The organism is Bizionia sediminis, from assembly GCF_042684585.1.
Lineage (GTDB): Bacteria > Bacteroidota > Bacteroidia > Flavobacteriales > Flavobacteriaceae > Algorimicrobium > Algorimicrobium sediminis.
Window position 1 is genome coordinate 19,209 of sequence record NZ_JBHULS010000003.1, and the last position, 26,508, is coordinate 45,716.

The following is a 26,508-nucleotide window of genomic DNA, read 5'->3' on the forward strand; positions in this document are numbered from 1 at the left end:
TGTTGTACTTCCGTATTGCTATGCAGTACGAGAAGCCTAAAAAAACGGTTTGGACTTCGGTTTAAGCCGTTTTTTGCTTAACAATTCTTTAAAACCTTTGCTTTAATATAAAATTATTTGGCTAACTTCATCTATAAAAGATTCCACGCATAACATTTAAAAACTTAACCATATGAACACACATATTATAAAGGCCGTTATCCTAGGTTTTACCATATTAATATCCTGCCAAGACAGCACTAAAAACCAAACAAAAACACCTTCTAACCATACAAACAGTAAGGTTACCGATACCCTTATAATGGAAACTTTTACCGATAAAAATGGACAAACATTAGAACTTAGCTTTAACAACAATAAAAATATTGTTACGATATCACTAAACGGGGAAACGGCTATTTTACAAGCCGAAAACGCGGCGTCTGGATTTTGGTATAAAAACGAACAATACGAGTTGCGCGGCAAAGGCACTAACATAGATTTAAAAAAACACGACCAGCTAATTTTTACACACGTAGATAGCATGGTTACCGCTACCATTACAAACAAACAAGGCCAAACATTAAATATGGTGTTTAATAACACAAGTAATACCGCCAAGGTTTATTTAGATGGTGGGGACGAAATTCAATTAAACGGCCAAACGCCTGGGTCTGGAATTTGGTACAAAAATGAAGAATATGAATTAAGAGGCAAAGGCGAACATCTAGAATTAACCAAAAACGATTCAGTAGTTTTTAAAAATTAATCAATTTTTAAGGCGCTATATTTACCGTTAGCAAACAGCCTGAAAAAGACAAGTCATTTTCCGAAGCAAAAATTAAACCAACAACCCGCTAGCAAATACATTAAGATAATTTGCAAAAACATCAAAAAACGAAACTTTTTGGCTTTACATTTAGGTATTTATAAATAAACAATCAATGCAAAAAACACTTCAAATTAGCAACATACTAGCTTTTGTTTTCACTGTTTTTCTAAACTACCTTTCTAATACCGGGGCAATAAACAATCAGACTATTGGCAGCGTATCACAGCAGGTAAACTCTCTTTTTACACCAGCGGGTTATGCCTTTTCAATTTGGGGTCTTATTTATATATTGTTGCTTGGCTTTATTATTTACCAAAGCAGAAGTTTGTTTGTACAGGTAAGGAATAACGATTTTATCTTAAAAACAGGCTGGTGGTTTGTAGTATCGTGCGTAGCTAACGCCGCTTGGATTTTTGCTTGGCTTTACGGTTTTACGGGCATTTCCTGTGTGTTTATATTCCTATTATTATTTGCGCTATTAAAAATAGTATGTAACAACGCCATGGAACTTTGGGATGCGCCAATTACAACAATTGTATTTTTATGGTGGCCATTTGTTATATATAGTGGCTGGGTTACCGTTGCCAGTATAGCAAATGTAGCAGCGTATTTAGTAAAAATTGAGTGGAATGGCTTTGGTTTCTTGCCGGTTACTTGGACCCTAATTATGATTTGTGTAGCAACGGCTGTTAACCTAATTATAACATGGCGGCGCAACATGCGCGAATTTTCTTTGGTTGGCGCTTGGGCTTTAATAGCTATTGCCATAGCCAATAAAAATACGGAAAATCTTATTTTTGTCTCCGCTTTAATAGCTGCCGCACTGTTGGTTATTAGTTCAGGCATTCATGGATTTAAGCACAGAGCCACCAACCCATTACTAAAGCTTAAGGAATACCAACAAGACAGAAAGCGACTAAAAAAGATTAAATAGTAGGCTTTTGCATTTCAAAATTAGCTTCAAAAAGCGCGGCAAAATGCTTACGTAAACGCTCTTTTACCTGGGTCTCGTTTACGGTTTGTTGTCCTAACTCCACGTTTAACGAGGTTACCGCTTTGCCCTTAATACCACAAGGAATCATATTATCAAAATACCCCAAATTTGCATTAACATTTAAAGCAAACCCATGCATAGTAACCCACCTGCTAGCGCGCACGCCCATAGCGCAAATTTTTCGAGCAAATGGCGTACCTACATCCAACCACACACCAGTTTCTCCCGGACTTCTCTCGGATTTTATTCCGTAGTCCTGTAAGGTTAAAATAATCATTTCTTCCAAAAAACGCAGGTATTTATGAATATCAGTAAAAAAATTTTCTAAATCTAAAATAGGATATCCCACAATTTGACCTGGACCATGATAGGTAATATCTCCGCCCCTGTTAACCTTATAAAAGGTAGCCTCTTTTTCGGCTAATTGCGCTCCGGAAATTAATAAGTTAGACAAGTCGCCACTTTTTCCTAGGGTGTACACATGTGGATGTTCCACAAATAAAAAATAATTTGGTGTTTCTAGCTGGGTATTTTCGCGCCGGTTTCTAATTTTAGTATCTAATATCCCCTGAAACAACGCCTCTTGGTAATCCCAGGTTAGCTTGTAATCCTGAACACCTAATTCCTGTAACTTAATTATCTTATTCATACCAGACAAAATTACGACAAACATTTAAAAAGAGCACGTAAAATATGCTTTCCTTAAAACAAGCTAAACCGGTGCAACTAAACGAAATCCCGTTTTATTAATTAGTCAAAAAACAATTAGCCTTTTGGATTATTTAAAATTACCAATGCGGCTATAATGCCAGGAACCCAACCACATAACCATAAAAGGAAAACAATTAAAATAGAACCACAACCTTTATCTAAAACGGCTAAAGGTGGACAAATTATAGATACTAATACACGCCAAAAACTCATGCTAAAAAGTTAAGTTAGAATATACAACTGCTGTTTTAAAACTGTAAAAACAACCTGCTTCGGATTTTAAGCACAATATATTGAAATCCTAATGAATAGTAATTACCTTTGTGCCCTTAAAAAAAATTAATTTACTTTATTTATGTCGCAGCTATCAGAAGTGGAAATCGTAAGAAGAGAGAAACTTGCCAAATTACGTGAGTTAGGAATTAACCCTTATCCAGCAGATTTATTTCCTGTTAAAGAAACTTCTAAACAGGTTAAGCAGCACTTTTCTGAAGGAAAAAAGGTGGTTTTAGCGGGCCGCTTAATGTCGCGACGTATCCAAGGAAATGCCAGCTTTGCAGAACTTCAAGATAGTGCTGGACGTATTCAAGTATATTTAAATCGCGATGAAATCTGTCCCGGAACGGACAAAACAAAATACAATACCGTTTATAAAAAACTATTGGATATAGGCGATTTTATTGGTATTGAAGGTGAGTTATTTACAACTAAAGTAGGCGAAAAAACAGTAATGGTAAAAGATTTTACTGTACTATCCAAAGCTTTAAAACCACTTCCTCAACCTCGCGAAGATGCGGAAGGCAACATTCATGATGCTTTTACCGACCCAGAGCAACGCTACAGACAACGTTACGCAGATTTAGTGGTAAATCCGCATGTAAAAGATGTATTTATTAAACGTACAAAACTTTTTAATTCCATGCGTAGCTTTTTTAATGATGCTGGTTATTTTGAAGTAGAAACACCCATTTTACAACCCATTCCGGGTGGTGCAGCGGCAAGGCCATTTATTACCCACCACAACACATTGGACATACCGTTATATTTACGAATTGCCAATGAATTATATTTAAAACGCCTAATTGTTGGTGGATTTGATGGCGTTTACGAATTTTCTAAAAACTTCCGCAACGAAGGGATGGACCGCACCCATAATCCAGAATTTACAGCCATGGAAATTTATGTGGCTTACAAAGATTACAACTGGATGATGGATTTCTGCGAGCGCCTTTTAGAACATTGTGCTATTGCTGTAAACGGTACAACCGAAGCTACTTTTGGCGACCACACCATAAACTTTAAGGCACCTTTTGCGCGTGTTACTATGGCCGATTCTATAAAACATTTTACAGGCTTTGATATTACTGGAAAATCTGAAAATGACATTTTTGAAGCGGCTAAAAACATGGGAATTGCCGTTAATAAAACCATGGGTAAAGGAAAACTTATTGATGAAATTTTTGGTGAAAAATGTGAAGGTAACTACATCCAACCAACCTTTATTACAGACTACCCTAAAGAAATGAGTCCGTTGTGTAAGGAACATCGTAACAACCCAGAATTAACAGAGCGCTTTGAACTAATGGTGTGCGGAAAAGAAATTGCCAATGCCTATTCGGAATTAAACGACCCAATAGATCAGCGTGAACGTTTTGAACACCAATTAAAATTGGCTGAAAAAGGAGACGACGAAGCTACAGAATTTATAGATTACGACTTTTTACGTGCCTTAGAATACGGCATGCCACCAACAGCTGGAATGGGCATTGGCATGGATAGATTGGCTATGTATTTAACCAATAATCAATCTATTCAAGAAGTGTTATTTTTCCCTCAAATGCGTCCAGAGAAAAAACCGTTAGCTATTAGCGATGATGCGAAAGCCGTTTTAGCCCTGTTAAAATCTTCCGGTAAAATAGCTTTAAACAGCCTTAAGGAAAGCTCCGGTTTAAGCAACAAGAAATGGGACAAAGCCATTAAAGAACTAACAAAAAATAAACTAGCTAAAGTTGAAAAAACAGAGTTAGGCTTATTTGTAGAAATGGCTTAACACCAAAATTTTAGAAAACGTAACGTATTTAAAGAAAGGCTTACTACAATATAGTAAGCCTTTTTTGTGCGTAAAATTTAAAAGAAAATAAAATCTTTGTTAGCATTCAAAACATATAAATTAGTAAATTAGTTTGGGTAATAGGACTTAATATATTACCCAAAATCTTAAAACGTATGAAACACTTTTTTATCCTAATGGCTGGAATTCTACTCGCATCATGCGTGAATAACACCTCCCCTAAAACTCTTAAGCAAACCGCCTTGCAAACAGATTCTGATACCATAACGGGCTTTCAAACAGATTCTTTGGCTATGGCAACTACGGCATTAACGTTTATAAATAGCTATGTAGCAAACTGCAATAAAATGCGTGCACAAACCCCTATTGTAGCATGGACTAATAACCAAGCACTAGCATCACAAACATTAAAAGTGGTTTTAGAAGATTTAATTAACACGGCCGAAGCTAAAAATCCAGACATTGGTTTAGGATTCGATCCTTTTTTTGATGCCCAAGATTATCCCGATGCGGGTTTTCAAATTAAAAGTTTAGATACTAATTCAAATTTTATAACACTTAAAGGAAAATCACCATGGGACACTTTTGAGCTCACTATAAAGGTAGTCCAAACAAACCAGCAGTGGTTAGTAGACGGTGTTGGCATTGTAAACATACCTGAAACAATGCGCGCTAAACGCTAATTTTTTATAAAGCCTATGCATTTTAAAAGCAGAAAAGATTCGGTTTTTGTTGTAATTAGTTTAATAATTATTGGCTTTTTATTAGTCATGCTATACAACAGCTTATTTTTAAATGACCCAGAACAATTTAGAATTCAAACCGTTCATGTCATGTTATGTCTGCTTATTGGTTTGTTAATTTGGTTAGGTCTGGATACGAGCTACCGCTTAACACCAACAACTTTATTTTATAAAAGCGGACCAATAAGAGGGCGCATTGAAATTACAAACATACATGAAGTAGTTGTAGGAAAAACACTTTGGTCGGGCTTAAAACCCGCTACAGCTAGGCATGGCTTAATTATAAAATACAATAAGTACGAGGAAATTTATATTAGCCCTAAAACTAACACTGCTTTTATTAAAACACTTAAAGCATACAAGCCAGACCTGAAAATATCGTACAGCAAGTAAGCCACCTCCTGTTAGGTTTGCACAAATCATTCAGCCATGTTACGCGATATGGCAATACTTTTAAAAACGCTTGTACTTTAACAGTATAATAAAGCCTGTTTGGTTTTATAATCCTGTGAATTACCATACTTTTGTTGAAATTATTTTTTACAATGACCCAAGTTACCAAACTGTTTACAGTATTCTTTTTTTTAGTTGCTTTTACCTTTACGTCTGCACAAACCTATAACACCTTTTACGGTAATACTGTAAACCAAGTGTCTGCATCCAACATCCTGAACGATTTAACCACTTTTGAAAATTTTGGTACAAAACAAATTGGTCAAAATGCTTTAACTGCTACAAAAGATTGGTTGGTTTCTAGATATCAAAGTTTAGGATATACGGCTATTGAGGAACAGCCTTTTTCGGTATCTGGAACAACTGCCCACAATATTATTATAACTAAAACAGGTAGCCTTTACCCAGACACATATGTTATAATTGATGCGCATTACGACACCATAAATGGGCCAGGCACCAACGACAACGGATCTGGTACCGTTTTACTATTAGAAATGGCTCGTTTATTGGCAAATATTAATACCGAATATTCCATCAAGTTTATTCATTTTAGTGGGGAAGAATTAGGACTTATAGGCAGCGAATATTTTGTAAACAATACCGTAATTCCTGAAGATTTAGATATTAAAGTAGTATTTAACATCGATCAAGTTGGCGGTGTTAACGGAACCACAAATAACCGTATTTACTGTGAGGAGGATAGAAGTGCCCCATGGAACAATAATGCGGCCTCGGCATTAGCTACGCAAACCCTAGCAACATGTATGGCTTTGTACAGTACGCTAAACACAGAAATATCCTATGCGTATGGTTCGGACTATGTACCGTTTCAGAATAATGGAAATATTATAACCGGTTTATACGAGAAGAATGAATCTCCTTACTCCCATTCACCTCAAGATTTGTTAGAAAACATGGACCCTAATTACTTGTATCAAGTAACCAGAGGTGCCCTAGGCGCGGCGTTGGAATTTGCAGTAGCCACAAACCCATTAGGGGTAAAATCTACATTATTTACTAATGGTATAACAATAACGCCTAATCCTGCAACTAATTATGTAAACATTACCATTGCCAATGAGCTTCAAAAAAATGCCTTAATTACCATTTATAATGTAGCCGGAAATGCGGTTTATAATAGCACCCCAACAAGCGCCAAACAAACTGTAGATGTTTCGCGCTTGCAGCGTGGTTTCTATTTAATTACGGTTCAAAATGGTTTACAAAAAACAACTAAAAAATTAGTGCTAAAATAAGGCCTTTAATCGCGTATTAATGGCATTGTGCTGCAGCGAAGCAACCCTTCTTGTTTAGCAATTTCGGCATAAGGTACTTCTTCTACAGTGATACCGTTGGCACGCAACCAAGCGTTTAACCTGGTAAAGTTTTTTTCAGAAATAACCACGTCTTCGGCAATTGAAAAGACATTACTATTCATATGGTACATTTCGTCTCGGGTTATGTGAAATAGGTTTTCCTTTCCAAATAAATCCACCAAATACATATAGTCGCTTTCCTCTCTGAAACCACTTTTATAAATAATACCTTTATTTTTTCCCACGGGTTGGAAACAGCAATCTAAATGTAAAGCATTGTCTCGTGGTTCTATTTTAGATTTTACCAAATCGAATTCCTTTACAATTTTATTTGGAAACAACTCTTTAATATACTGGACACCGGCCATATTAGTTCTAGCGGTAATGTAATTTTTATAATCGCTACCTTTATAGGTACCAATAAAAATATGGTCGTTATAAAGCATGACATCACCACCTTCAATATGCGCATCCGCTGGCGGGCGCACGACCTTGTCTGGATGAATTTGATCGATAATATATTGAACGGCTTCTAACTCCTCCTCTCTGTTTGGTAAAATATTGGCTTTAATAAACACATCATCAATTACAAAAGCAATGTCGCGTGTAAAAATTTGATTACAATCTGTAATTAATTCTGGTCTAAATACTTTAACATCGTATTTTTTAAACACTTTTTCTACGGCCTCAATTTCTTTTACCATATCGGCCTCAATAGGATACGTTCCAGCCTTAATATGCTCTAGCGACTTTGGGTCGTAGGCTTCACTTTCAGTAGGTGTTGGTCCATTACTAACCGCTGTACCAAGTACTACAGCCCGCAGTCTGGACGTTTCGTTTGTAACATGTAATTTTAACATAATAGTGGTATAAAAAAAGCTTCATAAAAAATATGAAGCCTTAAAAGATATTTCTTTTTATTAGCGTTGATCTATTGCTTTAAAAGGCCTATGTGTAGCACCTGTATATATTTGACGTGGTCTACCTATTGGCTCCTTATTTAATCGCATTTCGCGCCATTGTGCAATCCACCCTGGTAAGCGCCCAAGGGCGAACATTACCGTAAACATATCGGTTGGAATATTCATTGCTCTGTAAATAATACCCGAGTAAAAGTCTACGTTTGGATATAATTTTCTATCTACAAAGTACGCATCTTCCAATGCTTCTTTTTCTAGCCCTTTTGCGATATCTAAAATTGGATCTTGCACCCCAAGGTTTCCTAAAACGTCATCTGCAGATTTCTTAATTATTTTAGCACGCGGATCGAAATTTTTATAAACGCGGTGGCCAAAGCCCATTAAGCGGAATGGATCGTCTTTATCTTTGGCTTTTGCCATATACTTTTTGGTATCGCCACCGTCCTCTTTAATGCCTTCCAACATTTCCAAAACAGCTTGATTAGCACCACCATGAAGTGGTCCCCATAACGCCGAAATACCAGCAGATAAGGATGCAAACAAACCAGCATGCGAAGATCCTACAATTCTTACCGTAGATGTAGAACAGTTTTGTTCGTGATCTGCGTGAAGTATTAATAATTTATCCAACGCATCTACCACAACAGGATCTAGTTTATAATCGCAGTTTGGCTGCTTAAACATCATTTTAAGTACGTTCTCTACATACCCAACCGAATTATCGCCGTAATCCAACGGTAAACCTTGTTTCTTGCGAAGTGTCCAAGCCACTAATACTGGGAATTTACCCATTATTTTAACAATGGCTTTGTACATATCTTCTTCTGAATTAACATTTACTGAAGACGGGTTGAAAGCCGTTAAGGCACTTGTTAATGAGGCTAAAACACCCATTGGATGCGCCGATTTTGGAAAAGCATCAATTATTTTGCGAACATCTTCGTCCACCACAGACTGTGCTTTTATGTCGCCGTGAAATTTATCTAATTGTGCTTGGGTTGGTAATTCGCCAAAAATTAACAAGTAAGCAACTTCTAAAAAGTTTGCCTTTTCAGCCAACTCTTCTATTGAATAACCACGGTATCTTAAAATACCTTTTTCTCCATCTAAAAACGTTATGGCACTTTCGCAAGAACCCGTGTTTTTGTAACCAGGATCTATAGTAACGACACCATTGGTTGTACTTCTTAATTTTTTAATATCGATTCCAACTTCATTTTCTGTTCCTTTTATTAAAGGAAATTCATGCTTTTCGCCATTAATTTCTAAAGTAGCTGTGTTTGCCATATATCTGTTTTCTTATTATAATTTTTATTGAATTATTTTGGGATTACGAATTTACGAAATATCTGCCTATTTTAATACCGTATTAACAAGGTTTTATCAATATAAACATTAGTAAAATTGATATTTCATAACGCAACCTTACAATTGCTATTTTTTTGAATGGTTTTTGCCTTTACATACACGGTAAAACCATTGGCCAGTATTACCTTATTGTTAATTACCACCTTATAAGATAGGTAAAAATTTAGGGTAATCTAACCAATAATTTTAATTGCATAGCCTATTACGCCGTTTTAATTTTTAACTTTAAAAGCCTTGTTTTTTGGAAAATAGGCCGTTTCTGCCAACGCTTCTTCTATTCGCAATAATTGGTTGTATTTAGCCATTCGGTCGCTACGGGAAGCCGATCCTGTTTTAATTTGCCCACAGTTTAAAGCTACAGCCAAATCGGCTATGGTATTATCTTCGGTTTCACCAGATCTATGAGACATAACCGAGGTATAACCGGCATTATGAGCCATGTTTACGGCAGCAATTGTTTCGGTTAAGGTTCCAATTTGGTTCACTTTAATTAATATAGAGTTTGCTATGTTGTTGCTTATACCTTTCGATAATCGTTCTACATTGGTTACAAACAAATCATCTCCTACTAATTGTACGTTCTCGCCAACAAGCTCTGTTAAATAATGCCAGCCATCCCAATCGTTTTCATCCATGCCGTCTTCTACAGAAATTATGGGGTATTTTTGGCAAAGCTCTGCAATATAATTAGCTTGTTCTTTACTGGTTCTTACACGCCCCGAAGCGCCTTCAAATATGGTATAATCGTACGTTCCGTTTTTATAAAATTCGGCAGCCGCACAGTCTAGAGCAATCATAATATCGTCGCCCCACGTATAACCGGCATTTTCCACTGCTTGTTTTATGGTATCTAAAGCATCTTCGGTGCCACCCGCTAGGTTTGGTGCAAACCCACCTTCATCGCCCACGGCTGTACTTAACTTTCGGTTGTGCAAAACGGCTTTTAGGTGATGAAAAATTTCACTACCCATTTGCATGGCATGCGAAAAGTTTTTGGCTTTAACCGGCATAATCATAAACTCTTGAAACGCAATAGGTGCATCGCTATGCGAACCGCCATTTATAATATTCATCATAGGAACAGGAAGCGTATTTGCAGATACGCCACCCACGTAACGATAAAGGGGAAGTCCTAATTCATTAGCAGCTGCTTTTGCCGCAGCTAAAGATACGCCCAAAATAGCATTTGCGCCCAAATTGGATTTATTAGATGTCCCATCCAAATCTATCATTAATTGATCGATGGTATTCTGTTCAAAAACAGAAACACCTAATAAGGCCTCGGCTATACGTGTATTTACATTATTTACAGCCTTCATAACACCTTTTCCCATATAGCTTGTACCGCCATCGCGTAATTCTACGGCTTCATGTTCGCCAGTAGAAGCACCTGAAGGCACAGCAGCGCGACCCATAAAGCCATTTTCGGTTAATACATCAACTTCTATTGTTGGATTGCCACGAGAATCGAAAATTTGCCTGGCGTGAATGTTTATTATTATACTCATAATATGAAAATTATATATTTAATATCTCTTTTGCTTCTAAAGGGTGTAACACATTCATTTAGAATTTTAACAACCTTTATTATTTGGTAAACTTGGCTACTTATTAAAAAAGTTATTCCTTAAAAAGTATAAACCCCAAAGCGCTTTAAAATAGCTTTGAGGTTTATACGATTATTTAGATTGTTTTATGTTGTTGATAAACTGGTCGAACAAATACGAGGCATCTAGAGGACCCGGACTTGCTTCTGGATGGTATTGTACCGAAAAACAATTTTTAGAGGTCATTTTAATACCAGCTACCGTATTATCATTAAGGTGTATATGTGTAATTTCAATATCAGGATGTTGCTCGGTTTCTTCCCGATTTATAGCAAAACCGTGATTTTGTGATGTTATTTCACCTTTACCCGTTAGTAAGTTTTTAACCGGATGATTAATTCCCCGATGGCCGTTATGCATTTTATAGGTAGAAATACCGTTTGCTAATGCAATAACTTGATGCCCCAAACAGATACCAAAAACCGGTAAATTTTTATTCAAAATTTCCTTGGCTACAGCTTGCGCTTCTAGCAGTGGCTCTGGATCGCCAGGACCATTGGATAAAAAGTATCCATCTGGATTAAAAGCTTGAAGTGTTTCAAAAGGCGTGTTGTAAGGAAACACTTTTATGTAAGCATCGCGCGCTGCTAAATTTTTTAAAATATTACGTTTAATACCTAAATCCAGTGCCGCAATTTTATAGGTAGCCTCCGGATTTCCATAATAGTAGGCTTCTTTTGTAGACACTTGAGAGGCCAGCTCTAAACCGGCCATATTTGGGAAGGCCGCAAGCTCGTTTTTTAAGGATTCTATGTTATCTAATTCTGTGGTAATTACAGCGTTCATAGCGCCATTATCACGAATATAACTTACAAGTGCCCGTGTATCAACATCGGAAATAGCCAATACACCTTGTTCCTCAAAAAATTGTTCTAAACTTTTTTCTGATGCCACTCGTGAGTAGTTATAACTGAAATTTTTACAAATAAGGCCAGAAATTTTTACGGAATCCGATTCCATTTCATCTGGATGCGTTCCGTAATTGCCAATATGGGCATTGGTAGTAACCATGATTTGCCCGAAATAAGATGGGTCGGTAAAAATTTCTTGATAGCCCGTGGCACCTGTATTAAAACATACTTCGCCAAATGCAGTTCCTTTTTTTCCTGTTGATTTGCCATGAAAAATAGTTCCGTCGGCTAGTAGAACTATGGCTTTTTCTCGTTTGCTATATTTCATTCGTTAAAAAAGTTTCGCAAAATTGCACAAAAAAAAGGATAATCTAAAATGTTTAACCACTTTTCAACAAGAATAAGTTTAATTCCATGATTTAATCATCTGATGAAGCGACATTCCTACCGCCAAAAGTAACTACAAAAAAAAGAGGTGTTTATAAATAAACACCTCTTTAATTCGGAACGCGAAAAAAATTTATTCTTCTTCCTCGTTGTTCTTTTTTGTTTCAGTTGCTGCTGCTGCAGTTGTACCTGCTGCTGCTGCAGCTGCTGATGCACCTTTAGAACCACCACGTCTGCTTCTACGCGTTGTTTTCTTGGCACTTTTATCTGCGTTGTAAATTTCGTTGTAATCTACAAGTTCAATCATAGCCATATCGGCATTATCACCTAAACGGTTTCCTAATTTAATAATTCGGGTATACCCGCCTGGACGATCGGCAATTTTAGGCGCTACATCTCTAAACAATTCTGCAACAGCGTCTTTTTGTCTTAATCTAGCCATTACAATACGTCTGTTATGCGTAGTATCCTCTTTAGATTTTGTAATTAAAGGCTCCACAAACTGCTTAAGCGCTTTGGCTTTTGCAACCGTGGTGTTAATACGCTTGTGCTCAATTAAAGAACAAGCCATATTAGCAAGCATAGACCTTCTGTGCGCTGTTTTTCTGCCTAAATGATTGATTTTTTTTCCGTGTCTCATGACTTTTTTAAATTTGACTACATCTTGCTACCAGATCCGTTCGGAGAGCAAACTATGTGTCGTTAATACTTGTTTATTTATAAATTTAAACAGAACAGCCAACAAACCTGCTAAACAGGTTTGTTATGGCTATCAGGTTTAGTCTTTATCTAATTTATATTTTGATAAATCCATTCCGAAGTTAAGGCCTTTAACATTAACCAGTTCTTCCAGCTCTGTTAAAGATTTTTTACCGAAGTTACGGAACTTCATTAAATCGTTTTTGTTAAACGAAACTAGATCGCCTAAAGTATCTACTTCTGCAGCTTTTAAACAGTTTAAGGCACGAACAGACAGATCCATATCTACCAATTTCGTTTTCAATAACTGACGCATGTGTAGCGACTCTTCGTCATAAGTTTCAGTTTGGGCAATTTCATCGGCTTCCAAAGTAATGCGCTCATCGGAGAACAACATAAAGTGATGGATAAGCGTTTTAGCTCCTTCGGTAAGGGCATCCTGCGGACTAATAGACCCATCGGTAATTATTTCAAAAACTAATTTTTCGTAATCGGTTTTTTGTTCTACACGGAAATTTTCAATGCTATATTTAACATTTTTAATTGGCGTGTAAATAGAATCCATAAAAATGGTACCTATTGGCGCTGAACTCTTTTTGTTCTCTTCCGCTGGCACGTAGCTACGTCCCTTTTCTATTGTAATTTCCATGTTAATGTTAACTTTAGGATCTAGGTTACATATAACCAAATCTGAATTTAACACTTGGAAACCAGAAATAAACTTCTGGAAATCGCCAGCAACAATTTGCTCTTGACCTGAAATAGAAATAGAAACAGACTCGTTATCTACATCTTCTATTTGACGCTTAAACCGAACTTGTTTTAAGTTAAGAATAATTTCTGTCACGTCTTCAACCACACCTGCAATGGTAGAGAATTCGTGATCCACGCCTTCTATACGAACGGATGTAATTGCAAAACCTTCCAATGAGGAAAGTAATACTCTTCTTAATGCATTTCCAACAGTTAAACCATAACCTGGCTCTAGAGGTCTGAATTCGAATTTGCCTTCGAAATCAGTAGAGTCTATCATGATTACCTTATCGGGTTTTTGGAAATTAAATACTGCCATATTGTTCTTCGTTTTAATTGTTATTTAGTTGCGCGGTTTAAAGGTTTGAAGAAGACCAATAAACCCTTTGGCTAAATACCAATATATTAATTTATTATTTAGAATATAATTCGACGATAAATTGCTCGTTGATATTTTCTGGTATTTGAATTCTTTCTGGAATAGCCACATAGGTACCTTCCATAGTTGCACTGTTCCAAGTAATCCACTCGTAAACGGTACTAGAATTTGCCAAGGAGTTAGTTATAGCCTCTAAAGATTTAGATTTTTCTCTAACACCAACTACATCGCCAGCTTTAAGCTGGTAAGAAGGTATATTTACCAAAGCACCGTTAACAGTTATGTGTCTGTGCGATACTAATTGTCTTGCACCGCTACGTGTTGGCGCAATACCCATACGAAATACAACATTATCCAAACGAGATTCGCAATATTGTAAAAGCACGGTACCTGTAATGCCTGGTGCAGCTGTTGCTTTTTTAAACATGTTACGGAATTGTTTCTCTAAAATACCATAGGTATATTTAGCTTTTTGCTTCTCCATTAATTGGATAGCATATTCCGATTTTTTTCCACGACGCTTGTTAGCTCCGTGTTGTCCTGGTGGGTAGTTTCTTTTTTCAAAAGATTTATCATCACCAAAAATAGCTTCGCCAAACTTACGCGCTATTTTAGTTTTAGGACCAGTATATCTTGCCATAATAATTTGTTTTTTTGAGAGCAGTTTTGGATTAAGGTCTTAATCTTATCCTCCGAAAACTGTAAACCCCTCGTTAATACTTGTTTTGAGTTATTTTTTTAAGTGCGCAAATGTACATAAAATAATTGACACCAACTAAAATAAATAGTTGATGTCAATTTTAAGCTGTACGTTATAAATTACACACGTCTTCTTTTTGGAGGACGACACCCGTTGTGAGGTAGTGGCGTAACATCTATAATTTCGGTTACTTCTATACCAGCATTATGAATAGAGCGGATGGCAGATTCTCTACCGTTACCAGGTCCTTTAACATAAACCTTTACTTTTTTCAAACCAGCTTCAGAGGCTACTGCCGCTGCATCTTCGGCAGCTAATTGTGCTGCGTAAGGGGTGTTCTTTTTAGAACCACGGAAACCCATTTTCCCTGCTGACGACCATGAAATTACATCGCCTTTTTTGTTTGTAAGCGATACAATGATATTGTTAAATGAAGCGGTAATATGTGCCTCACCAATAGCATCGATAACTACTTTACGTTTTTTTGTACTTGACTTTGCCATATGATTATAGTTTCTAGTTGTTAGATTTTAGTTGTTAGAATCCTAAACATTGCTATTTCAAACAGATTCATCTAACCGCTAAGCTCTAATGACTAATGTCTATTTATTATTTAGTTGCCATTTTTTTGTTAGCAACCGTTTTTCTTCTACCTTTTCTTGTTCTCGAGTTGTTTTTAGTGCGCTGTCCGCGTAAAGGAAGGCCGGTTCTGTGACGAATACCTCTGTAACATCCAATATCCATTAATCGCTTAATGTTTAATTGAGTTTCAGAACGCAATTCGCCTTCAATAGTGTAAGATCCTACAGCCTCACGAATATTTCCTATTTCGTCGTCTGTCCAATCTTGAACCTTTGTACTTTCTTCAACTTTAGCAGCTGCTAAAATTTCTTTTGCTCTACTTCTACCTATTCCATAGATATACGTAAGCGAGATAACACCTCTTTTGTTTTTTGGTATGTCTACACCTGCAATTCTTGCCATAATTATCCTTGTCTTTGTTTGAATCTAGGATTCTTTTTGTTAATGACGTAAAGTCTACCTTTTCTGCGGACGATTTTACAGTCTGCACTTCTCTTTTTAACTGATGCTCTTACTTTCATCTGTTCCTTTGTTATTAGTTTAAAACTGTTAAGATAAAGCCTTACGGTTAATATCTTTAGTATCTATAAGTTATTCGAGCCTTCGTTAAATCGTAAGGACTCATTTCCAATTTTACCTTATCGCCTGGCAACAACTTAATGTAATGCATACGCATTTTACCAGAGATATGGGCTGTCACAATGTGACCGTTTTCTAATTCAACACGAAACATGGCATTGGATAATGCTTCAATGATTGTTCCGTCTTGTTCTATTGCTGCTTGTTTTGCCATGGTATAATTTATTGAGCTACTGCTTTTCTATTTTTACCTGTCTTCATTAAGCCATCATAATGTCTGTTTAACAAGTATGAATTTACTTGCTGCATGGTATCAATGGCTACACCCACCATAATTAGTAAGGATGTACCACCAAAAAACAACGCCCAACCAGACTGCACACTCATTAATTTTACAATAATTGCTGGGAACACAGCTATTAATGCTAGAAATATAGAACCCGGTAAGGTTATTTGCGACATTATTTTATCTAAATACTCCGATGTTTCCGTTCCTGGACGAATACCTGGAATAAAACCACCACTGCGCTTTAAGTCGTCTGCCATTTTGTTTGTTGGTACTGTAATTGCCGTGTAAAAGTATGTAAATACAATAATTAACAAAGCAAACACCACGTTATACCAAAAACCAAAAATATCGGCAAAATTAGTTGCCATCCACTGGCCGGTTGCGGTGTCCTTTAAGAAGGAAGAACCCCCAATTAAACTTGGTACAAACATAATTGCCTGTGCAAAGATAATTGGCATTACCCCTGAAGCATTAAGCTTAAGTGGGATGTACTGTCTTGATCCGAACACATTTTTCTCGTAACCACCAGAGGCCGTTCGGCGTGCGTACTGCACTGCAATTTTTCGAACTCCCATAACTAACATTACAGAAGCTAAAATAATAAGCAACCAGATAACTAATTCGAAAAGAATTAGCATAACACTATTTGATTCTAATCTAGAGGACGCATTCAACAAGAAGCTTTTAGGTAAAGTAGCAATGATACCCACCATAATTAATAGGGAAATACCGTTACCAATACCTTTGTCTGTAATTTTTTCACCAAGCCACATTGCAAAAATACAGCCCGTTACTAAAATAACAACAGAAGAAAAATAGAACAAACCACCTTGACCCAATAGGAATGCCGATTGCGGAATTCCTAAAGCCGGTAAACTAGCTAAATAGCCTGGTGCCTGCACCAAACAAATAGCTATGGTTAACCAACGTGTAATTTGATTGATCTTTTTTTGCCCACTAGCGCCTTCTTTTTGAAGTTTCTGCAAATAAGGGATAGCAATACCCATTAATTGCACCACAATGGAGGCAGAAATGTAAGGCATGATACCTAATGCAAACACAGAGGCATTTGCAAAAGCACCTCCGGTAAACGCATTTAATAAGCCTAATAAACCGTCTTCGGTATTACCTTGTAAACCCTCTAATTGCGCCGCATCAATACCAGGTAATACCACCTGTGCACCAAAACGATAAACTAATAAAAGACCCAAGGTAACAATGATTCTGTTTCTTAACTCTTCTATGTTCCAAACATTTTTTAATGTCTCTATAAATTTCATGCGCTTAAATTAGATTATAATGTTACTACTTCACCTCCTGCAGCTTCTATAGCAGCTTTTGCTGAAGCGGTAAATTTATGTGACGATACTTTTAATTTTGCTTTTAGCTCACCGCGACCCATTATTTTTACTAAATCGTTTTTCTTAACAAGGCCCAACGTGTACATTGTTTCGAAATCTACGGTGTCATTAATTTTCTTCTCGTCTACTAACTTTTGCAGCGTATCAAGGTTTATACCCTTATATTCGATACGATTTATGTTTGTAAAGCCAAATTTAGGAACACGGCGTTGTAATGGCATTTGGCCACCTTCAAAACCGATTTTCTTTGAATAACCAGAACGCGACTTGGCACCTTTGTGACCGCGTGTAGCAGTACCACCTTTACCAGAACCTTGCCCTCTACCTACTCGTTTTCCTTGACTTTTAACTGAACCCTCTGCAGGTTTTAAATTACTTAAATCCATTTTTCAGTATTATTATTTTGTTTCTTCAACAGAAACTAAATGTGAAACTTTAGCAACCATACCAAGGATATTTGGTGAGGCATCGTGCTCTACAACTTGACCAATTCTTTTAAGACCTAAAGCTTCTAATGTTCTTTTTTGTCTTAATGTACGATTGATTGCGCTTTTAACTTTTGTTACTTTTATCTTTGCCATCGTTTTATCCTTTAAATACTTTTTCAAGAGAAATACCTCTATCACGAGCAATTGTTTTAGCGTCTCTTAATTGTAATAAAGCATCGAAAGTTGCTTTTACAACGTTGTGTGGGTTAGATGAACCTTGAGATTTAGATAATACATCATGAACACCAACAGCCTCCAATACCGTTCTAACTGCACCACCGGCAATTACTCCAGTACCAGGAGCTGCAGGAATAATGTTTACTCTTGCTCCACCATACTTACCTTTTTGTTCGTGTGGTAACGTACCTTTAACTATTGGAATACGTACTAAATTCTTTTTAGCATCTTCAATAGCTTTGGCAATTGCACTGGCCACATCTTTAGATTTTCCTAAACCATGACCTACAACACCAGCTTCATCGCCAACAACTACTATTGCCGAAAAACCGAATGCTCTACCACCTTTTGTTACTTTCGTAACCCTTTGTACTCCTACCAAACGATCTTTTAAATCTAAACCACTTGGTTTTACTAGCTCTGCGCTTTTGTATTTTTGATACATAATTTCTTAAAATTTAAGTCCTGCTTCTCTAGCACCTTCTGCTAACGATTTTACTCTTCCGTGATATAAGTAACCACCTCTATCAAATGAAATAGTTTCAATACCTGCCTTAAGGGCTTTTTCAGCAACAGATTTTCCTACTAACGCAGCAATCTCTGACTTTGTACCTTTTGCAGAACTAATGTCTTTGTCTCTTGAAGATGCTGCACTTAAGGTTTTACCTGTAACATCATCTACAATTTGTGCATAAATTTCTTTATTGCTTCTAAAAACAGATAACCTTGGGCGTGCTTCCGTACCGGAAACTACCTTACGTACTCTGCTTTTTATTCTTAATCGTCTTTCGTTCTTTGTTAATGCCATAACTTACTTATTAAGCTGATTTACCTGCTTTTCTTCTTAATTCCTCACCAACAAACTTCACACCTTTACCTTTGTAAGGCTCTGGTGGTCTGAAACCACGGATTTTAGCCGCAATTTGACCTACCAATTGCTTATCATGAGAGGTTAGTTTAATAATTGGATTTTTTCCTTTGTCTGATACTGTTTCAACTGTAACTTCTGGTGCTACGTCGATAACAATATTATGAGAAAAACCTAAAGCAATGTCCAGTCTTTGACCTTGGTGACTTGCTCTGTATCCAACACCAACTAACTCTAAACTTTTAGTCCAGCCTTTAGAAACGCCTTCAATCATGTTATTGATTAGCGATCTGTATAAACCGTGTTTGGCTTTCTCTTCTTTCTTTTCTGAAGAACGTTCAACTATAACATTTCCTTCTTCAACCTTTACGGAAACTGCAGAAAACTCCTGTGTTAATTCACCTAATTTTCCTTTTACTGTAACCACGTTATCGTTGACTTCAACTGTAACACCTGCCGGAATTACTACTGGGTTATTACCTATTCTTGACATGTTTTATAGTCTTTTTTAATTAGTAAACGTAACAAAGTACTTCGCCTCCAACATTTTCTCTTTGAGCTTGCTTGCCAGTCATTACGCCATGAGACGTAGACACGATAGCAATACCAAGACCATTAAGAATTCTAGGAAGTTCTTTAGAACTTGCGTACTTACGTAAACCTGGTTTACTTATTCTTTGAATTTTCTTAATTACAGGCTCTTTTGTTTCCTTGTTGTACTTAAGGGCTATTTTAATAGTACCCTGTACAGCAGTGTCTTCAAACTTGTAACTTAAAATATATCCTTGATCGAATAATATTTTAGTAATTTCCTTTTTTAGTTTAGAGGCAGGAATTTCAACCACTCGGTGATTGGCGCTTACTGCGTTTCTAATACGTGTTAAATAATCCGCTATTGGATCTGTAGTCATAATTATAAAATTTCGGTAACGGTTTTTAACAGGCTATAACCTATTAAACCTTCTACCAGTTAATGTTTTTACCAACTTGCTTTTCTAACGCCTGGTATTAAACCTTGGTTAGCCATTTCTCTAAACATTACACGAGAAATTCCAAATGTTCTCATATAACCTTTAGGCCTTCCCGTTAGCTTGCAACGGTTGTGCTGACGAACGGGCGATGCGTTTTTTGGTAACTTTTGCAATGCTTCATAATCGCCAGCTTCTTTTAAAGCTTTACGTTTTTCTGCATATTTTGCCACCATTTTCGCTCTTTTGCGCTCGCGGGCTTTCATTGATTCTTTAGCCATATCTTAATTTTTTTGAAAAGGTAAACCTAGTTCCGTTAGTAGTGATTTTGCTTCTTTATCCGTTTCGGCGTTGGTTACAAATGTAATATCCATACCAGAGATTTTGTTTACCTTATCGATATCAATTTCTGGGAAGATAATTTGTTCTGTAATTCCTAAATTGTAGTTTCCACGACCGTCAAATCCTGAAGCCTTAATACCGCTAAAATCTCTTACACGTGGTAACGCGGAAGTTATTAAACGATCTAAAAACTCATACATTTTTTCGCCACGTAAAGTTACTTTTGCTCCAATTGGCATGCCTTTACGTAATTTAAACGAAGCCACATCCTTTTTGGAAATAGTAGCTATTGCGCGTTGACCCGTAATTGTTGTTAACTCATCCACGGCGTGGTCTATTAACTTCTTATCGGCAACAGCGGCACCAACTCCTTTAGATACTACGATCTTTTGAAGTTTTGGTACTTGCATTACGTTCTTATAACCAAATTCGTCTTTAAGAGCAGCAATTACTCTGCTTTTGTACTCTTCTTTAAGTCTCGGTGTATATCCCATAACTATATTACTTCATTTGATTTTTTAGAAAATCTCACTTTTTTGTCGCCTTCCATACGGTATCCAACACGCGTTGTTTCGCCTTTCGCGGTTAACAACGACAGGTTAGATATGTGAATTGCGGCTTCTTTTTCAACGATTCCGCCTTGAGGGCTTTGTGCACTTGGTTTCATGTGTTTTTTAACCATGTTAACACCCTCAACAATCGCCTTGTTCTTATCTTTTAATACCTGTAATACCTTACCTTCCGATCCTTTATGATCGCCAGCAATAACTTTTACGGTATCTCCTGATTTTATTTTAAGCTTTGTCATTTTTATTTAGTCATTAAAGCACTTCAGGTGCCAATGATACAATTTTCATGAATTGTTTATCACGAAGTTCTCTAGCAACCGGACCAAACACACGTGTACCTTTCATTTCGCCTGTTGGGTTTAATAAAACGCATGCGTTATCGTCGAAACGAATATAAGATCCGTCTGGTCTTCTTACTTCTTTTTTAGTTCTTACAACCACAGCAGTAGAAACAGCACCTTTTTTAATGCTACCGTTTGGTGTAGCATCTTTTACAGATACCACAATTTTATCGCCTACCGAAGCGTAACGTCTTTTAGTACCACCTAGCACACGGATAGTTAAAACTTCCTTGGCTCCGGTGTTATCTGCTACTTTTAATCTTGATTCAGTTTGTAACATAATTACTTAGCTCTTTCTATTATTTCAACTAATCTCCAACATTTAGATTTACTCATAGGTCTTGTTTCCATGATCCTTACAGTATCTCCAACGTTACAATCGTTTGTTTCGTCGTGTGCCACATATTTCTTTGTTTTCAACACGAACTTTCCATACATAGGGTGCTTTACTTTCTTAACTTCAGAAACTACAATAGATTTCTGCATTTTATTACTAGTAACAATTCCTATACGTTCTTTTCTTAAATTTCTTGTTTCCATCTTTCTGCAGAATTATTGTAATTCTCTTTTTGTTAATTCTGTTGCAATTCTAGCTACTGTCCGTCTAGTTGAACGCAACTGAATTGGATTTTCTAGAGGCGAAATTGCATGAGTTAATTTCATTTCTGAATAACTCTTTCTTGTCTCGCTAAGTTTCTCTTGTAACTCAGCTACAGATAATTCTTTAATTTCTGATTGTTTCATAGTATCAAATAAATTATGCTTCGTAATCTCTAGCAATTATAAATTTTGTTTTAACTGGCAATTTCTGTGCTGCCAATCGTAATGCTTCTTTTGCAACATCTAAAGGGACACCACCTACTTCAAAAAGTACGCGACCTGGTTTTACAACAGCTACCCAATACTCTACAGAACCTTTACCTTTACCCATACGTACTTCTAGAGGTTTTTTAGTAATTGGCTTGTCTGGAAATATTTTAATCCAGATAGACCCTTCCCTCTTCATAAAACGGGTTGCGGCAATACGCGCTGCTTCTATTTGACGTGCTGTAACAAAGCTTGTGTCTAATGATTTTATACCAAAGGTACCGCTAGATAATAAATGCCCTCTTCCGGCATTGCCTTTCATGCGACCTTTTTGTTGCTTTCGAAATTTTGTTCTTTTAGGCTGTAACATGCTTTCTTTTCTTTAAAAAATTACTTTCTACGACGTGGTTTACTATCTCTGTTTCCGCCACGTCCACCTTTTCCTTGCTTTTTAGATAAACCAACAAGCGGAGAAAGCTCTCTTTTACCATATACTTCACCTTTCATGATCCATACTTTAACACCCAATCTACCGTAGGTAGTGTGTGCCTCAACTAAAGCGTAATCAATATCGGCTCTGAAGGTTGATAATGGAATACGTCCTTCTTTGTAGTGTTCGCTACGTGCCATTTCAGCACCGTTTAAACGACCACTAATTTGAATTTTTATTCCTTCTGCATTCATTCTCATGGTAGCAGCTATAGCCATTTTTATAGCACGTCTGTAAGAAATACGGTTTTCAATTTGACGGGCTACACTAGTTGCTACTAAAAATGCATCTAGTTCAGGTCTTTTAATTTCAAAAATATTGATCTGAACTTCTTTACCTGTAATTTTTTTAAGCTCTTCTTTTAACTTGTCTACCTCTTGGCCGCCTTTACCAATAATGATACCAGGGCGTGCTGTTGTGATAGTAACGGTTACAAGTTTAAGTGTGCGCTCAATAATTACACGCGATACACTAGCTTTTGATAGACGTACATGAACGTACTTTCTGATCTTATCGTCTTCGGCAAGTTTGTCGCCATAATCGTTTCCTCCGTACCAGTTAGATTCCCATCCTCTGATAATTCCTAAGCGATTTCCGATTGGATTTGTTTTTTGTCCCATATCTATTTTAAGCTTGTGTGTTATTGTTAGCTCCTACCACTATGGTTACATGGTTTGAGCGTTTTCTAATTCTGTGTGCACGACCTTGTGGTGCTGGACGCAATCTTTTTAACATTGAACCACCATCTACACGGATCTCCTTAACAAATAATTCAGCATCCTCTATGCTTGCATCCTCGTTTTTTGCTTGCCAGTTGGCAATAGCAGATAGTAACAAGGTCTCTAAACGACCAGATGCTTCTTTTTGGCTAAATTTTAAAATATTAAGTGCTTTTTCTACGCGTTCGCCTCTTACTAAATCGGCTACTAAACGCATTTTTCTCGGTGATGTAGGACAGTTATTAAGTTTTGCAAAAGCGATATCCTTTTTTGCTTCCTTAATAGCGTCTGCCATTTGTTTTTTACGACTTCCCATAGCTTACTACTTTTTACCTTTATTTTTAGCACCTGCATGACCTCTAAACGATCGTGTTGGTGAAAATTCTCCTAATTTGTGTCCTACCATGTTTTCTGTAACGTATACAGGCACAAACTGACGTCCGTTATGAACGGCAATCGTTTGTCCAACAAAATCCGGAGTAATCATAGAGGCCCTTGACCACGTTTTAATTACCGTTTTTTTGTTTCCCTCCACGTTGGCAGCCACTTTTCTTTCTAACTTATAATGAACGTAAGGTCCTTTTTTTAATGATCTTGACATGACTTATTATTTCTTTCTACGTTCTACAATATATTTATTACTCGCTTTTGTTTTAGAACGGGTTCTATAACCTTTAGCAGGTATACCATTTCTAGAACGTGGATGACCACCTGAAGACTTACCTTCACCACCACCCATTGGGTGATCTACTGGGTTCATAACAACAGGTCTTGTACGTGGTCTTCTTCCTAGCCATCTTGTTCTACCAGCTTTACCTGATACTAGTAACTGATGATCTGAATTGGATACCACACCAATTGTAGCCATACATGTAATTAACACTAAACGGGTTTCGCCAGATGGCAACTTAATACTTGCAAACTTCTCGCCACGGGCCATTAATTGTGCAAAAGTACCGGCACTACGCGCCATAACAGCACCTTGTCCTGGTCGTAATTCTACACATGAAATAATAGTACCTAACGGTATTTGCGATAATGGCATGGCATTACCTACTTCTGGAGCAACGTCCTTGTAACCAGACACGATTGTCTGACCAACTTGAAGACCATTCTGGGCTATTATATAAGCTTTTTCGCCGTCTTGATAATGTAACAACGCAATAAAGGCTGTTCTGTTTGGATCGTATTCAATAGACTTAACTTCTGCTGGAATTCCAGTTTTGTTACGTTTAAAATCGATAATACGATATCTCTTTTTATGACCACCACCTATGTAGCGCATGGTCATTCTTCCACGACTGTTTCTACCACCAGACCTTTTTTTCGGAGCTAATAAACTTTTCTCCGGCTTATCAGTAGTAATGGCGTCATACCCATTTACTACTCTAAATCGCTGTCCTGGTGTGATTGGTTTTAATTTTCTTACTGACATTTGTCTTTAATTACATGTTACTGTATAAATCAATCATTTCACCTTCCGCCAGTTGTACAAGTGCCTTTTTAACAGCATTTGTTTTACCATGTTGAATACCTGTTTTTGTAAACTTGGTACTTCTATCTGGACGGACATTTATAGTACGAACTTTTTCAACAGAAACGCCATAAGCAGCTTCCACCGCTTTTTTGATTTCTACCTTGTTCGCCTTTGTATTCACCGCGAACGTATAGCAGTTTCTCAACTCACTATTTGTAGTCGCTTTTTCTGTGATTATAGGTTTAATTAAGATGTTCATCTGCTTCTTATTTACTTAAATTCGATTCAATTCCTTCTAAAGCGCTCTCTACCAAGATGATACGATTTGCGTTCATAATCTTGTAAGTGCTTAACTCTGAACTAGTTACAACTTCAGAGCCTTTAATATTGCGTGAGGACAAATATACATTATTATTTGTAGCACCCAACACAAACAAAGATTTTTTGTTTTCTAGCTCCAATGCTTTTAAAACTGCTGTGAAGTTTTTAGTTTTTGGCGACTCAAAATTGAAGTCTTCTAAAACAACAATCGATTTGTCGTTTGCCTTGATACTAAAAGCCGATTTACGTGCTAAACGCTTCACATTTTTGTTTAACTTAAAGCTGTAGTTACGAGGTCTTGGTCCAAACATACGGCCACCACCTTTAAAAACACCAGACTTAATACTACCCGCACGGGCTGTACCAGTTCCTTTTTGTTTTTTAATTTTACGTGTACTACCAGAAATTTCTGCACGCTCTTTTGACTTATGAGTACCTTGTCTTTGGTTTGCTAGATATTGTTTAACATCTAAATACACCGCATGATTGTTAGGCTCAATAGCAAACACCTCGTTGGACAAGTCTACTTGTCTACCAGTGTCTTTTCCGTTTATATCTAAAACTGCTACTTTCATTATTTTCTGATAATTACATAAGAGTTTTTGTGTCCTGGTACGCAACCTTTAACAACTAGTAGGTTCTTTTCAGCCACTACTTTTAAAACTCTTAAATTTTCAACTTTTACTTGATCAGTTCCCATTCTGCCCGCCATTTTCATTCCTTTAAATACTCTTGCAGGATATGAAGCGGCTCCAATAGAACCTGGTGCTCTTAAACGGTTGTGCTGACCGTGGGTAGCTTGACCTACACCACCAAAACCGTGACGTTTTACAACACCTTGGAAACCTTTACCTTTTGAAGTTCCCGTAACATCTACGAATTCGCCTTCAATAAAGTGCTCCACTGTTATTGCATCACCTAATTTGTACTCCTTATCAAAACCTTTAAATTCAACGATTTTGCGTTTTACAGAAGTTCCTGCTTTTTTGGCGTGACCAATGTCCGCTTTTGTAGCACTTTTTTCTGTCGCGTCATCGAAACCAAGTTGAACAGCATTGTAGCCGTCAACTTCTTCAGTTCTGACTTGGGTAACGATACATGGTCCAGCTTCGATTACTGTACATGGAATGTTTTTTCCATTTTCATCGAAAATGCTGGTCATACCAATTTTTTTTCCAATTAACCCAGACATAATTTTAATTTATTTAGTAAAAGTAAGTCGCGTCTTACTCGCTTATTTCTTTATGAGGACAACACGCGATTTGTCCATTTTTTCAAAAAACAAGGCCGAAATACGTTTCAGCCTTGAATTGTATTTTACCGTTTTTCCCTAACCAGTCGTTAAGGACATGTAAGTTTAAAAC

General features: G+C 36.9%; 40 protein-coding genes. 6 read left to right on the top strand and 34 right to left on the bottom strand.

Annotated elements, in window-relative coordinates; all coding sequences use genetic code 11:
- Positions 1-172: 172 nt before the first annotated feature.
- Entirely contained in the window at positions 173-748 is a 576-nt protein-coding gene (locus ACFSQP_RS08075; protein ID WP_376893245.1) for an MliC family protein, read from the top strand.
- Between the two features lie 175 nt (positions 749-923).
- Positions 924-1,745: a tryptophan-rich sensory protein gene (locus tag ACFSQP_RS08080; RefSeq protein WP_376893247.1), complete on the top strand. Its 822-nt coding sequence runs from the start codon at positions 924-926 to the stop codon at positions 1,743-1,745.
- Here the strand turns inward: ACFSQP_RS08080 and lipB are convergent.
- Together lipB and ACFSQP_RS08090 are read right to left on the bottom strand one after the other, a co-directional pair.
- Positions 1,738-2,454, bottom strand: a complete 717-nt coding sequence (gene lipB / locus ACFSQP_RS08085; protein WP_376893249.1) for a lipoyl(octanoyl) transferase LipB — start codon at positions 2,452-2,454, stop codon at positions 1,738-1,740. The genes ACFSQP_RS08080 and lipB overlap by 8 nt on opposite strands.
- A 116-nt stretch (positions 2,455-2,570) precedes the next feature.
- Positions 2,571-2,729, bottom strand: a complete 159-nt coding sequence (locus tag ACFSQP_RS08090) for a YqaE/Pmp3 family membrane protein (protein WP_376893251.1) — start codon at positions 2,727-2,729, stop codon at positions 2,571-2,573.
- A gap of 142 nt (positions 2,730-2,871) precedes the next feature.
- Here ACFSQP_RS08090 and lysS point away from each other — a divergent pair, with 142 nt between their 5' ends.
- The 4 genes from lysS (at position 2,872) to ACFSQP_RS08110 (ending at position 7,042) form a co-directional block, all read left to right on the top strand.
- Positions 2,872-4,566: a lysine--tRNA ligase gene (lysS, locus tag ACFSQP_RS08095; protein ID WP_376893253.1), complete on the top strand. Its 1,695-nt coding sequence runs from the start codon at positions 2,872-2,874 to the stop codon at positions 4,564-4,566.
- Positions 4,567-4,742: 176 nt separating this feature from the next.
- The gene (locus ACFSQP_RS08100; protein ID WP_376893254.1) at positions 4,743-5,270 is read left to right on the top strand and encodes a DUF3828 domain-containing protein; all 528 of its coding nucleotides are present in this window, start codon (positions 4,743-4,745) and stop codon (positions 5,268-5,270) included.
- A 15-nt stretch (positions 5,271-5,285) separates the two neighbouring features.
- Positions 5,286-5,723 (top strand): PH domain-containing protein, encoded by a 438-nt coding sequence (locus tag ACFSQP_RS08105; protein WP_376893256.1) that lies wholly within the window; start codon positions 5,286-5,288, stop codon positions 5,721-5,723.
- Between the two features lie 152 nt (positions 5,724-5,875).
- The gene (locus tag ACFSQP_RS08110) at positions 5,876-7,042 is read left to right on the top strand and encodes a M28 family peptidase (RefSeq protein ID WP_376893258.1); all 1,167 of its coding nucleotides are present in this window, start codon (positions 5,876-5,878) and stop codon (positions 7,040-7,042) included.
- Between the two features lie 5 nt (positions 7,043-7,047).
- Here the strand turns inward: ACFSQP_RS08110 and ACFSQP_RS08115 are convergent, their stop codons facing one another.
- From ACFSQP_RS08115 to rplC, 32 genes are all read right to left on the bottom strand, one after another.
- A complete protein-coding gene (locus ACFSQP_RS08115; RefSeq protein WP_376893260.1) occupies positions 7,048-7,962 on the bottom strand; it encodes a dimethylarginine dimethylaminohydrolase family protein in 915 nt (304 codons plus the stop codon).
- A 60-nt stretch (positions 7,963-8,022) separates the two neighbouring features.
- Entirely contained in the window at positions 8,023-9,309 is a 1,287-nt protein-coding gene (locus ACFSQP_RS08120; RefSeq protein WP_376893262.1) for a citrate synthase, read from the bottom strand.
- 293 nt (positions 9,310-9,602) lie between these two features.
- The gene (gene eno, locus ACFSQP_RS08125; protein WP_376893264.1) at positions 9,603-10,898 is read right to left on the bottom strand and encodes a phosphopyruvate hydratase; all 1,296 of its coding nucleotides are present in this window, start codon (positions 10,896-10,898) and stop codon (positions 9,603-9,605) included.
- 171 nt (positions 10,899-11,069) lie between these two features.
- The gene (gene carA, locus ACFSQP_RS08130; protein WP_376893266.1) at positions 11,070-12,176 is read right to left on the bottom strand and encodes a glutamine-hydrolyzing carbamoyl-phosphate synthase small subunit; all 1,107 of its coding nucleotides are present in this window, start codon (positions 12,174-12,176) and stop codon (positions 11,070-11,072) included.
- A gap of 192 nt (positions 12,177-12,368) precedes the next feature.
- Positions 12,369-12,875 carry a 50S ribosomal protein L17 gene (rplQ, locus tag ACFSQP_RS08135; RefSeq protein WP_376893268.1) on the bottom strand — a complete coding sequence of 169 codons (507 nt, stop codon included), beginning with the start codon at positions 12,873-12,875 and terminating at the stop codon, positions 12,369-12,371.
- A gap of 138 nt (positions 12,876-13,013) precedes the next feature.
- The gene (locus ACFSQP_RS08140; RefSeq protein WP_376893270.1) at positions 13,014-14,006 is read right to left on the bottom strand and encodes a DNA-directed RNA polymerase subunit alpha; all 993 of its coding nucleotides are present in this window, start codon (positions 14,004-14,006) and stop codon (positions 13,014-13,016) included.
- Positions 14,007-14,100: 94 nt separating this feature from the next.
- Positions 14,101-14,706, bottom strand: a complete 606-nt coding sequence (gene rpsD / locus ACFSQP_RS08145; RefSeq protein WP_376893272.1) for a 30S ribosomal protein S4 — start codon at positions 14,704-14,706, stop codon at positions 14,101-14,103.
- A gap of 179 nt (positions 14,707-14,885) precedes the next feature.
- A complete protein-coding gene (gene rpsK, locus ACFSQP_RS08150) occupies positions 14,886-15,269 on the bottom strand; it encodes a 30S ribosomal protein S11 (protein ID WP_376893274.1) in 384 nt (127 codons plus the stop codon).
- 106 nt (positions 15,270-15,375) lie between these two features.
- Complete coding sequence (rpsM, locus tag ACFSQP_RS08155) at positions 15,376-15,750, bottom strand: 30S ribosomal protein S13 (protein ID WP_376893276.1); 375 nt, start codon at positions 15,748-15,750, stop codon at positions 15,376-15,378.
- A 2-nt stretch (positions 15,751-15,752) separates the two neighbouring features.
- On the bottom strand, positions 15,753-15,869 hold the full coding sequence (gene ykgO, locus ACFSQP_RS08160; protein ID WP_013305171.1) for a type B 50S ribosomal protein L36: 117 nt from the start codon (positions 15,867-15,869) through the stop codon (positions 15,753-15,755).
- 56 nt (positions 15,870-15,925) lie between these two features.
- The gene (gene infA / locus ACFSQP_RS08165; protein WP_007094967.1) at positions 15,926-16,141 is read right to left on the bottom strand and encodes a translation initiation factor IF-1; all 216 of its coding nucleotides are present in this window, start codon (positions 16,139-16,141) and stop codon (positions 15,926-15,928) included.
- An 8-nt stretch (positions 16,142-16,149) separates the two neighbouring features.
- Entirely contained in the window at positions 16,150-17,496 is a 1,347-nt protein-coding gene (secY, locus tag ACFSQP_RS08170) for a preprotein translocase subunit SecY (protein WP_376893278.1), read from the bottom strand.
- A gap of 14 nt (positions 17,497-17,510) precedes the next feature.
- Positions 17,511-17,963, bottom strand: coding sequence for a 50S ribosomal protein L15 (rplO, locus tag ACFSQP_RS08175; protein WP_376893280.1), 453 nt, complete (start codon positions 17,961-17,963; stop codon positions 17,511-17,513).
- A 12-nt stretch (positions 17,964-17,975) separates the two neighbouring features.
- The gene (rpmD, locus tag ACFSQP_RS08180; protein ID WP_376893283.1) at positions 17,976-18,158 is read right to left on the bottom strand and encodes a 50S ribosomal protein L30; all 183 of its coding nucleotides are present in this window, start codon (positions 18,156-18,158) and stop codon (positions 17,976-17,978) included.
- A 4-nt stretch (positions 18,159-18,162) separates the two neighbouring features.
- Positions 18,163-18,687 (bottom strand): 30S ribosomal protein S5, encoded by a 525-nt coding sequence (gene rpsE / locus ACFSQP_RS08185; protein WP_376893285.1) that lies wholly within the window; start codon positions 18,685-18,687, stop codon positions 18,163-18,165.
- A gap of 6 nt (positions 18,688-18,693) precedes the next feature.
- The gene (gene rplR / locus ACFSQP_RS08190) at positions 18,694-19,050 is read right to left on the bottom strand and encodes a 50S ribosomal protein L18 (protein ID WP_376893287.1); all 357 of its coding nucleotides are present in this window, start codon (positions 19,048-19,050) and stop codon (positions 18,694-18,696) included.
- 10 nt (positions 19,051-19,060) lie between these two features.
- Positions 19,061-19,603 carry a 50S ribosomal protein L6 gene (rplF, locus tag ACFSQP_RS08195; protein ID WP_376893289.1) on the bottom strand — a complete coding sequence of 181 codons (543 nt, stop codon included), beginning with the start codon at positions 19,601-19,603 and terminating at the stop codon, positions 19,061-19,063.
- A gap of 19 nt (positions 19,604-19,622) precedes the next feature.
- The gene (gene rpsH / locus ACFSQP_RS08200) at positions 19,623-20,021 is read right to left on the bottom strand and encodes a 30S ribosomal protein S8 (protein WP_376893290.1); all 399 of its coding nucleotides are present in this window, start codon (positions 20,019-20,021) and stop codon (positions 19,623-19,625) included.
- Between the two features lie 68 nt (positions 20,022-20,089).
- Positions 20,090-20,359 carry a 30S ribosomal protein S14 gene (gene rpsN / locus ACFSQP_RS08205; RefSeq protein ID WP_376893293.1) on the bottom strand — a complete coding sequence of 90 codons (270 nt, stop codon included), beginning with the start codon at positions 20,357-20,359 and terminating at the stop codon, positions 20,090-20,092.
- 3 nt (positions 20,360-20,362) lie between these two features.
- On the bottom strand, positions 20,363-20,914 hold the full coding sequence (gene rplE / locus ACFSQP_RS08210) for a 50S ribosomal protein L5 (protein WP_376893295.1): 552 nt from the start codon (positions 20,912-20,914) through the stop codon (positions 20,363-20,365).
- A 2-nt stretch (positions 20,915-20,916) separates the two neighbouring features.
- The gene (gene rplX / locus ACFSQP_RS08215; protein WP_376893297.1) at positions 20,917-21,228 is read right to left on the bottom strand and encodes a 50S ribosomal protein L24; all 312 of its coding nucleotides are present in this window, start codon (positions 21,226-21,228) and stop codon (positions 20,917-20,919) included.
- A gap of 13 nt (positions 21,229-21,241) precedes the next feature.
- On the bottom strand, positions 21,242-21,610 hold the full coding sequence (rplN, locus tag ACFSQP_RS08220) for a 50S ribosomal protein L14 (RefSeq protein ID WP_376893299.1): 369 nt from the start codon (positions 21,608-21,610) through the stop codon (positions 21,242-21,244).
- Between the two features lie 2 nt (positions 21,611-21,612).
- A complete protein-coding gene (gene rpsQ, locus ACFSQP_RS08225) occupies positions 21,613-21,870 on the bottom strand; it encodes a 30S ribosomal protein S17 (protein WP_376893302.1) in 258 nt (85 codons plus the stop codon).
- Between the two features lie 12 nt (positions 21,871-21,882).
- Positions 21,883-22,074 (bottom strand): 50S ribosomal protein L29, encoded by a 192-nt coding sequence (rpmC, locus tag ACFSQP_RS08230; protein WP_376893304.1) that lies wholly within the window; start codon positions 22,072-22,074, stop codon positions 21,883-21,885.
- A 13-nt stretch (positions 22,075-22,087) separates the two neighbouring features.
- Positions 22,088-22,507: a 50S ribosomal protein L16 gene (gene rplP / locus ACFSQP_RS08235; RefSeq protein ID WP_376893306.1), complete on the bottom strand. Its 420-nt coding sequence runs from the start codon at positions 22,505-22,507 to the stop codon at positions 22,088-22,090.
- Between the two features lie 20 nt (positions 22,508-22,527).
- Positions 22,528-23,247: a 30S ribosomal protein S3 gene (rpsC, locus tag ACFSQP_RS08240; protein ID WP_376893308.1), complete on the bottom strand. Its 720-nt coding sequence runs from the start codon at positions 23,245-23,247 to the stop codon at positions 22,528-22,530.
- Between the two features lie 7 nt (positions 23,248-23,254).
- Positions 23,255-23,662: a 50S ribosomal protein L22 gene (gene rplV / locus ACFSQP_RS08245; protein ID WP_376893310.1), complete on the bottom strand. Its 408-nt coding sequence runs from the start codon at positions 23,660-23,662 to the stop codon at positions 23,255-23,257.
- Between the two features lie 6 nt (positions 23,663-23,668).
- Positions 23,669-23,947: a 30S ribosomal protein S19 gene (gene rpsS, locus ACFSQP_RS08250; protein WP_376893312.1), complete on the bottom strand. Its 279-nt coding sequence runs from the start codon at positions 23,945-23,947 to the stop codon at positions 23,669-23,671.
- A 6-nt stretch (positions 23,948-23,953) separates the two neighbouring features.
- Entirely contained in the window at positions 23,954-24,781 is an 828-nt protein-coding gene (gene rplB, locus ACFSQP_RS08255) for a 50S ribosomal protein L2 (RefSeq protein ID WP_376893314.1), read from the bottom strand.
- 10 nt (positions 24,782-24,791) lie between these two features.
- A complete protein-coding gene (gene rplW, locus ACFSQP_RS08260) occupies positions 24,792-25,082 on the bottom strand; it encodes a 50S ribosomal protein L23 (RefSeq protein ID WP_376893315.1) in 291 nt (96 codons plus the stop codon).
- Positions 25,083-25,089: 7 nt separating this feature from the next.
- Complete coding sequence (rplD, locus tag ACFSQP_RS08265) at positions 25,090-25,719, bottom strand: 50S ribosomal protein L4 (RefSeq protein WP_376893317.1); 630 nt, start codon at positions 25,717-25,719, stop codon at positions 25,090-25,092.
- Entirely contained in the window at positions 25,719-26,336 is a 618-nt protein-coding gene (gene rplC, locus ACFSQP_RS08270; RefSeq protein ID WP_376893319.1) for a 50S ribosomal protein L3, read from the bottom strand. The genes rplD and rplC overlap by 1 nt, the downstream gene beginning before the upstream one ends.
- Positions 26,337-26,508 lie beyond the last annotated feature (172 nt).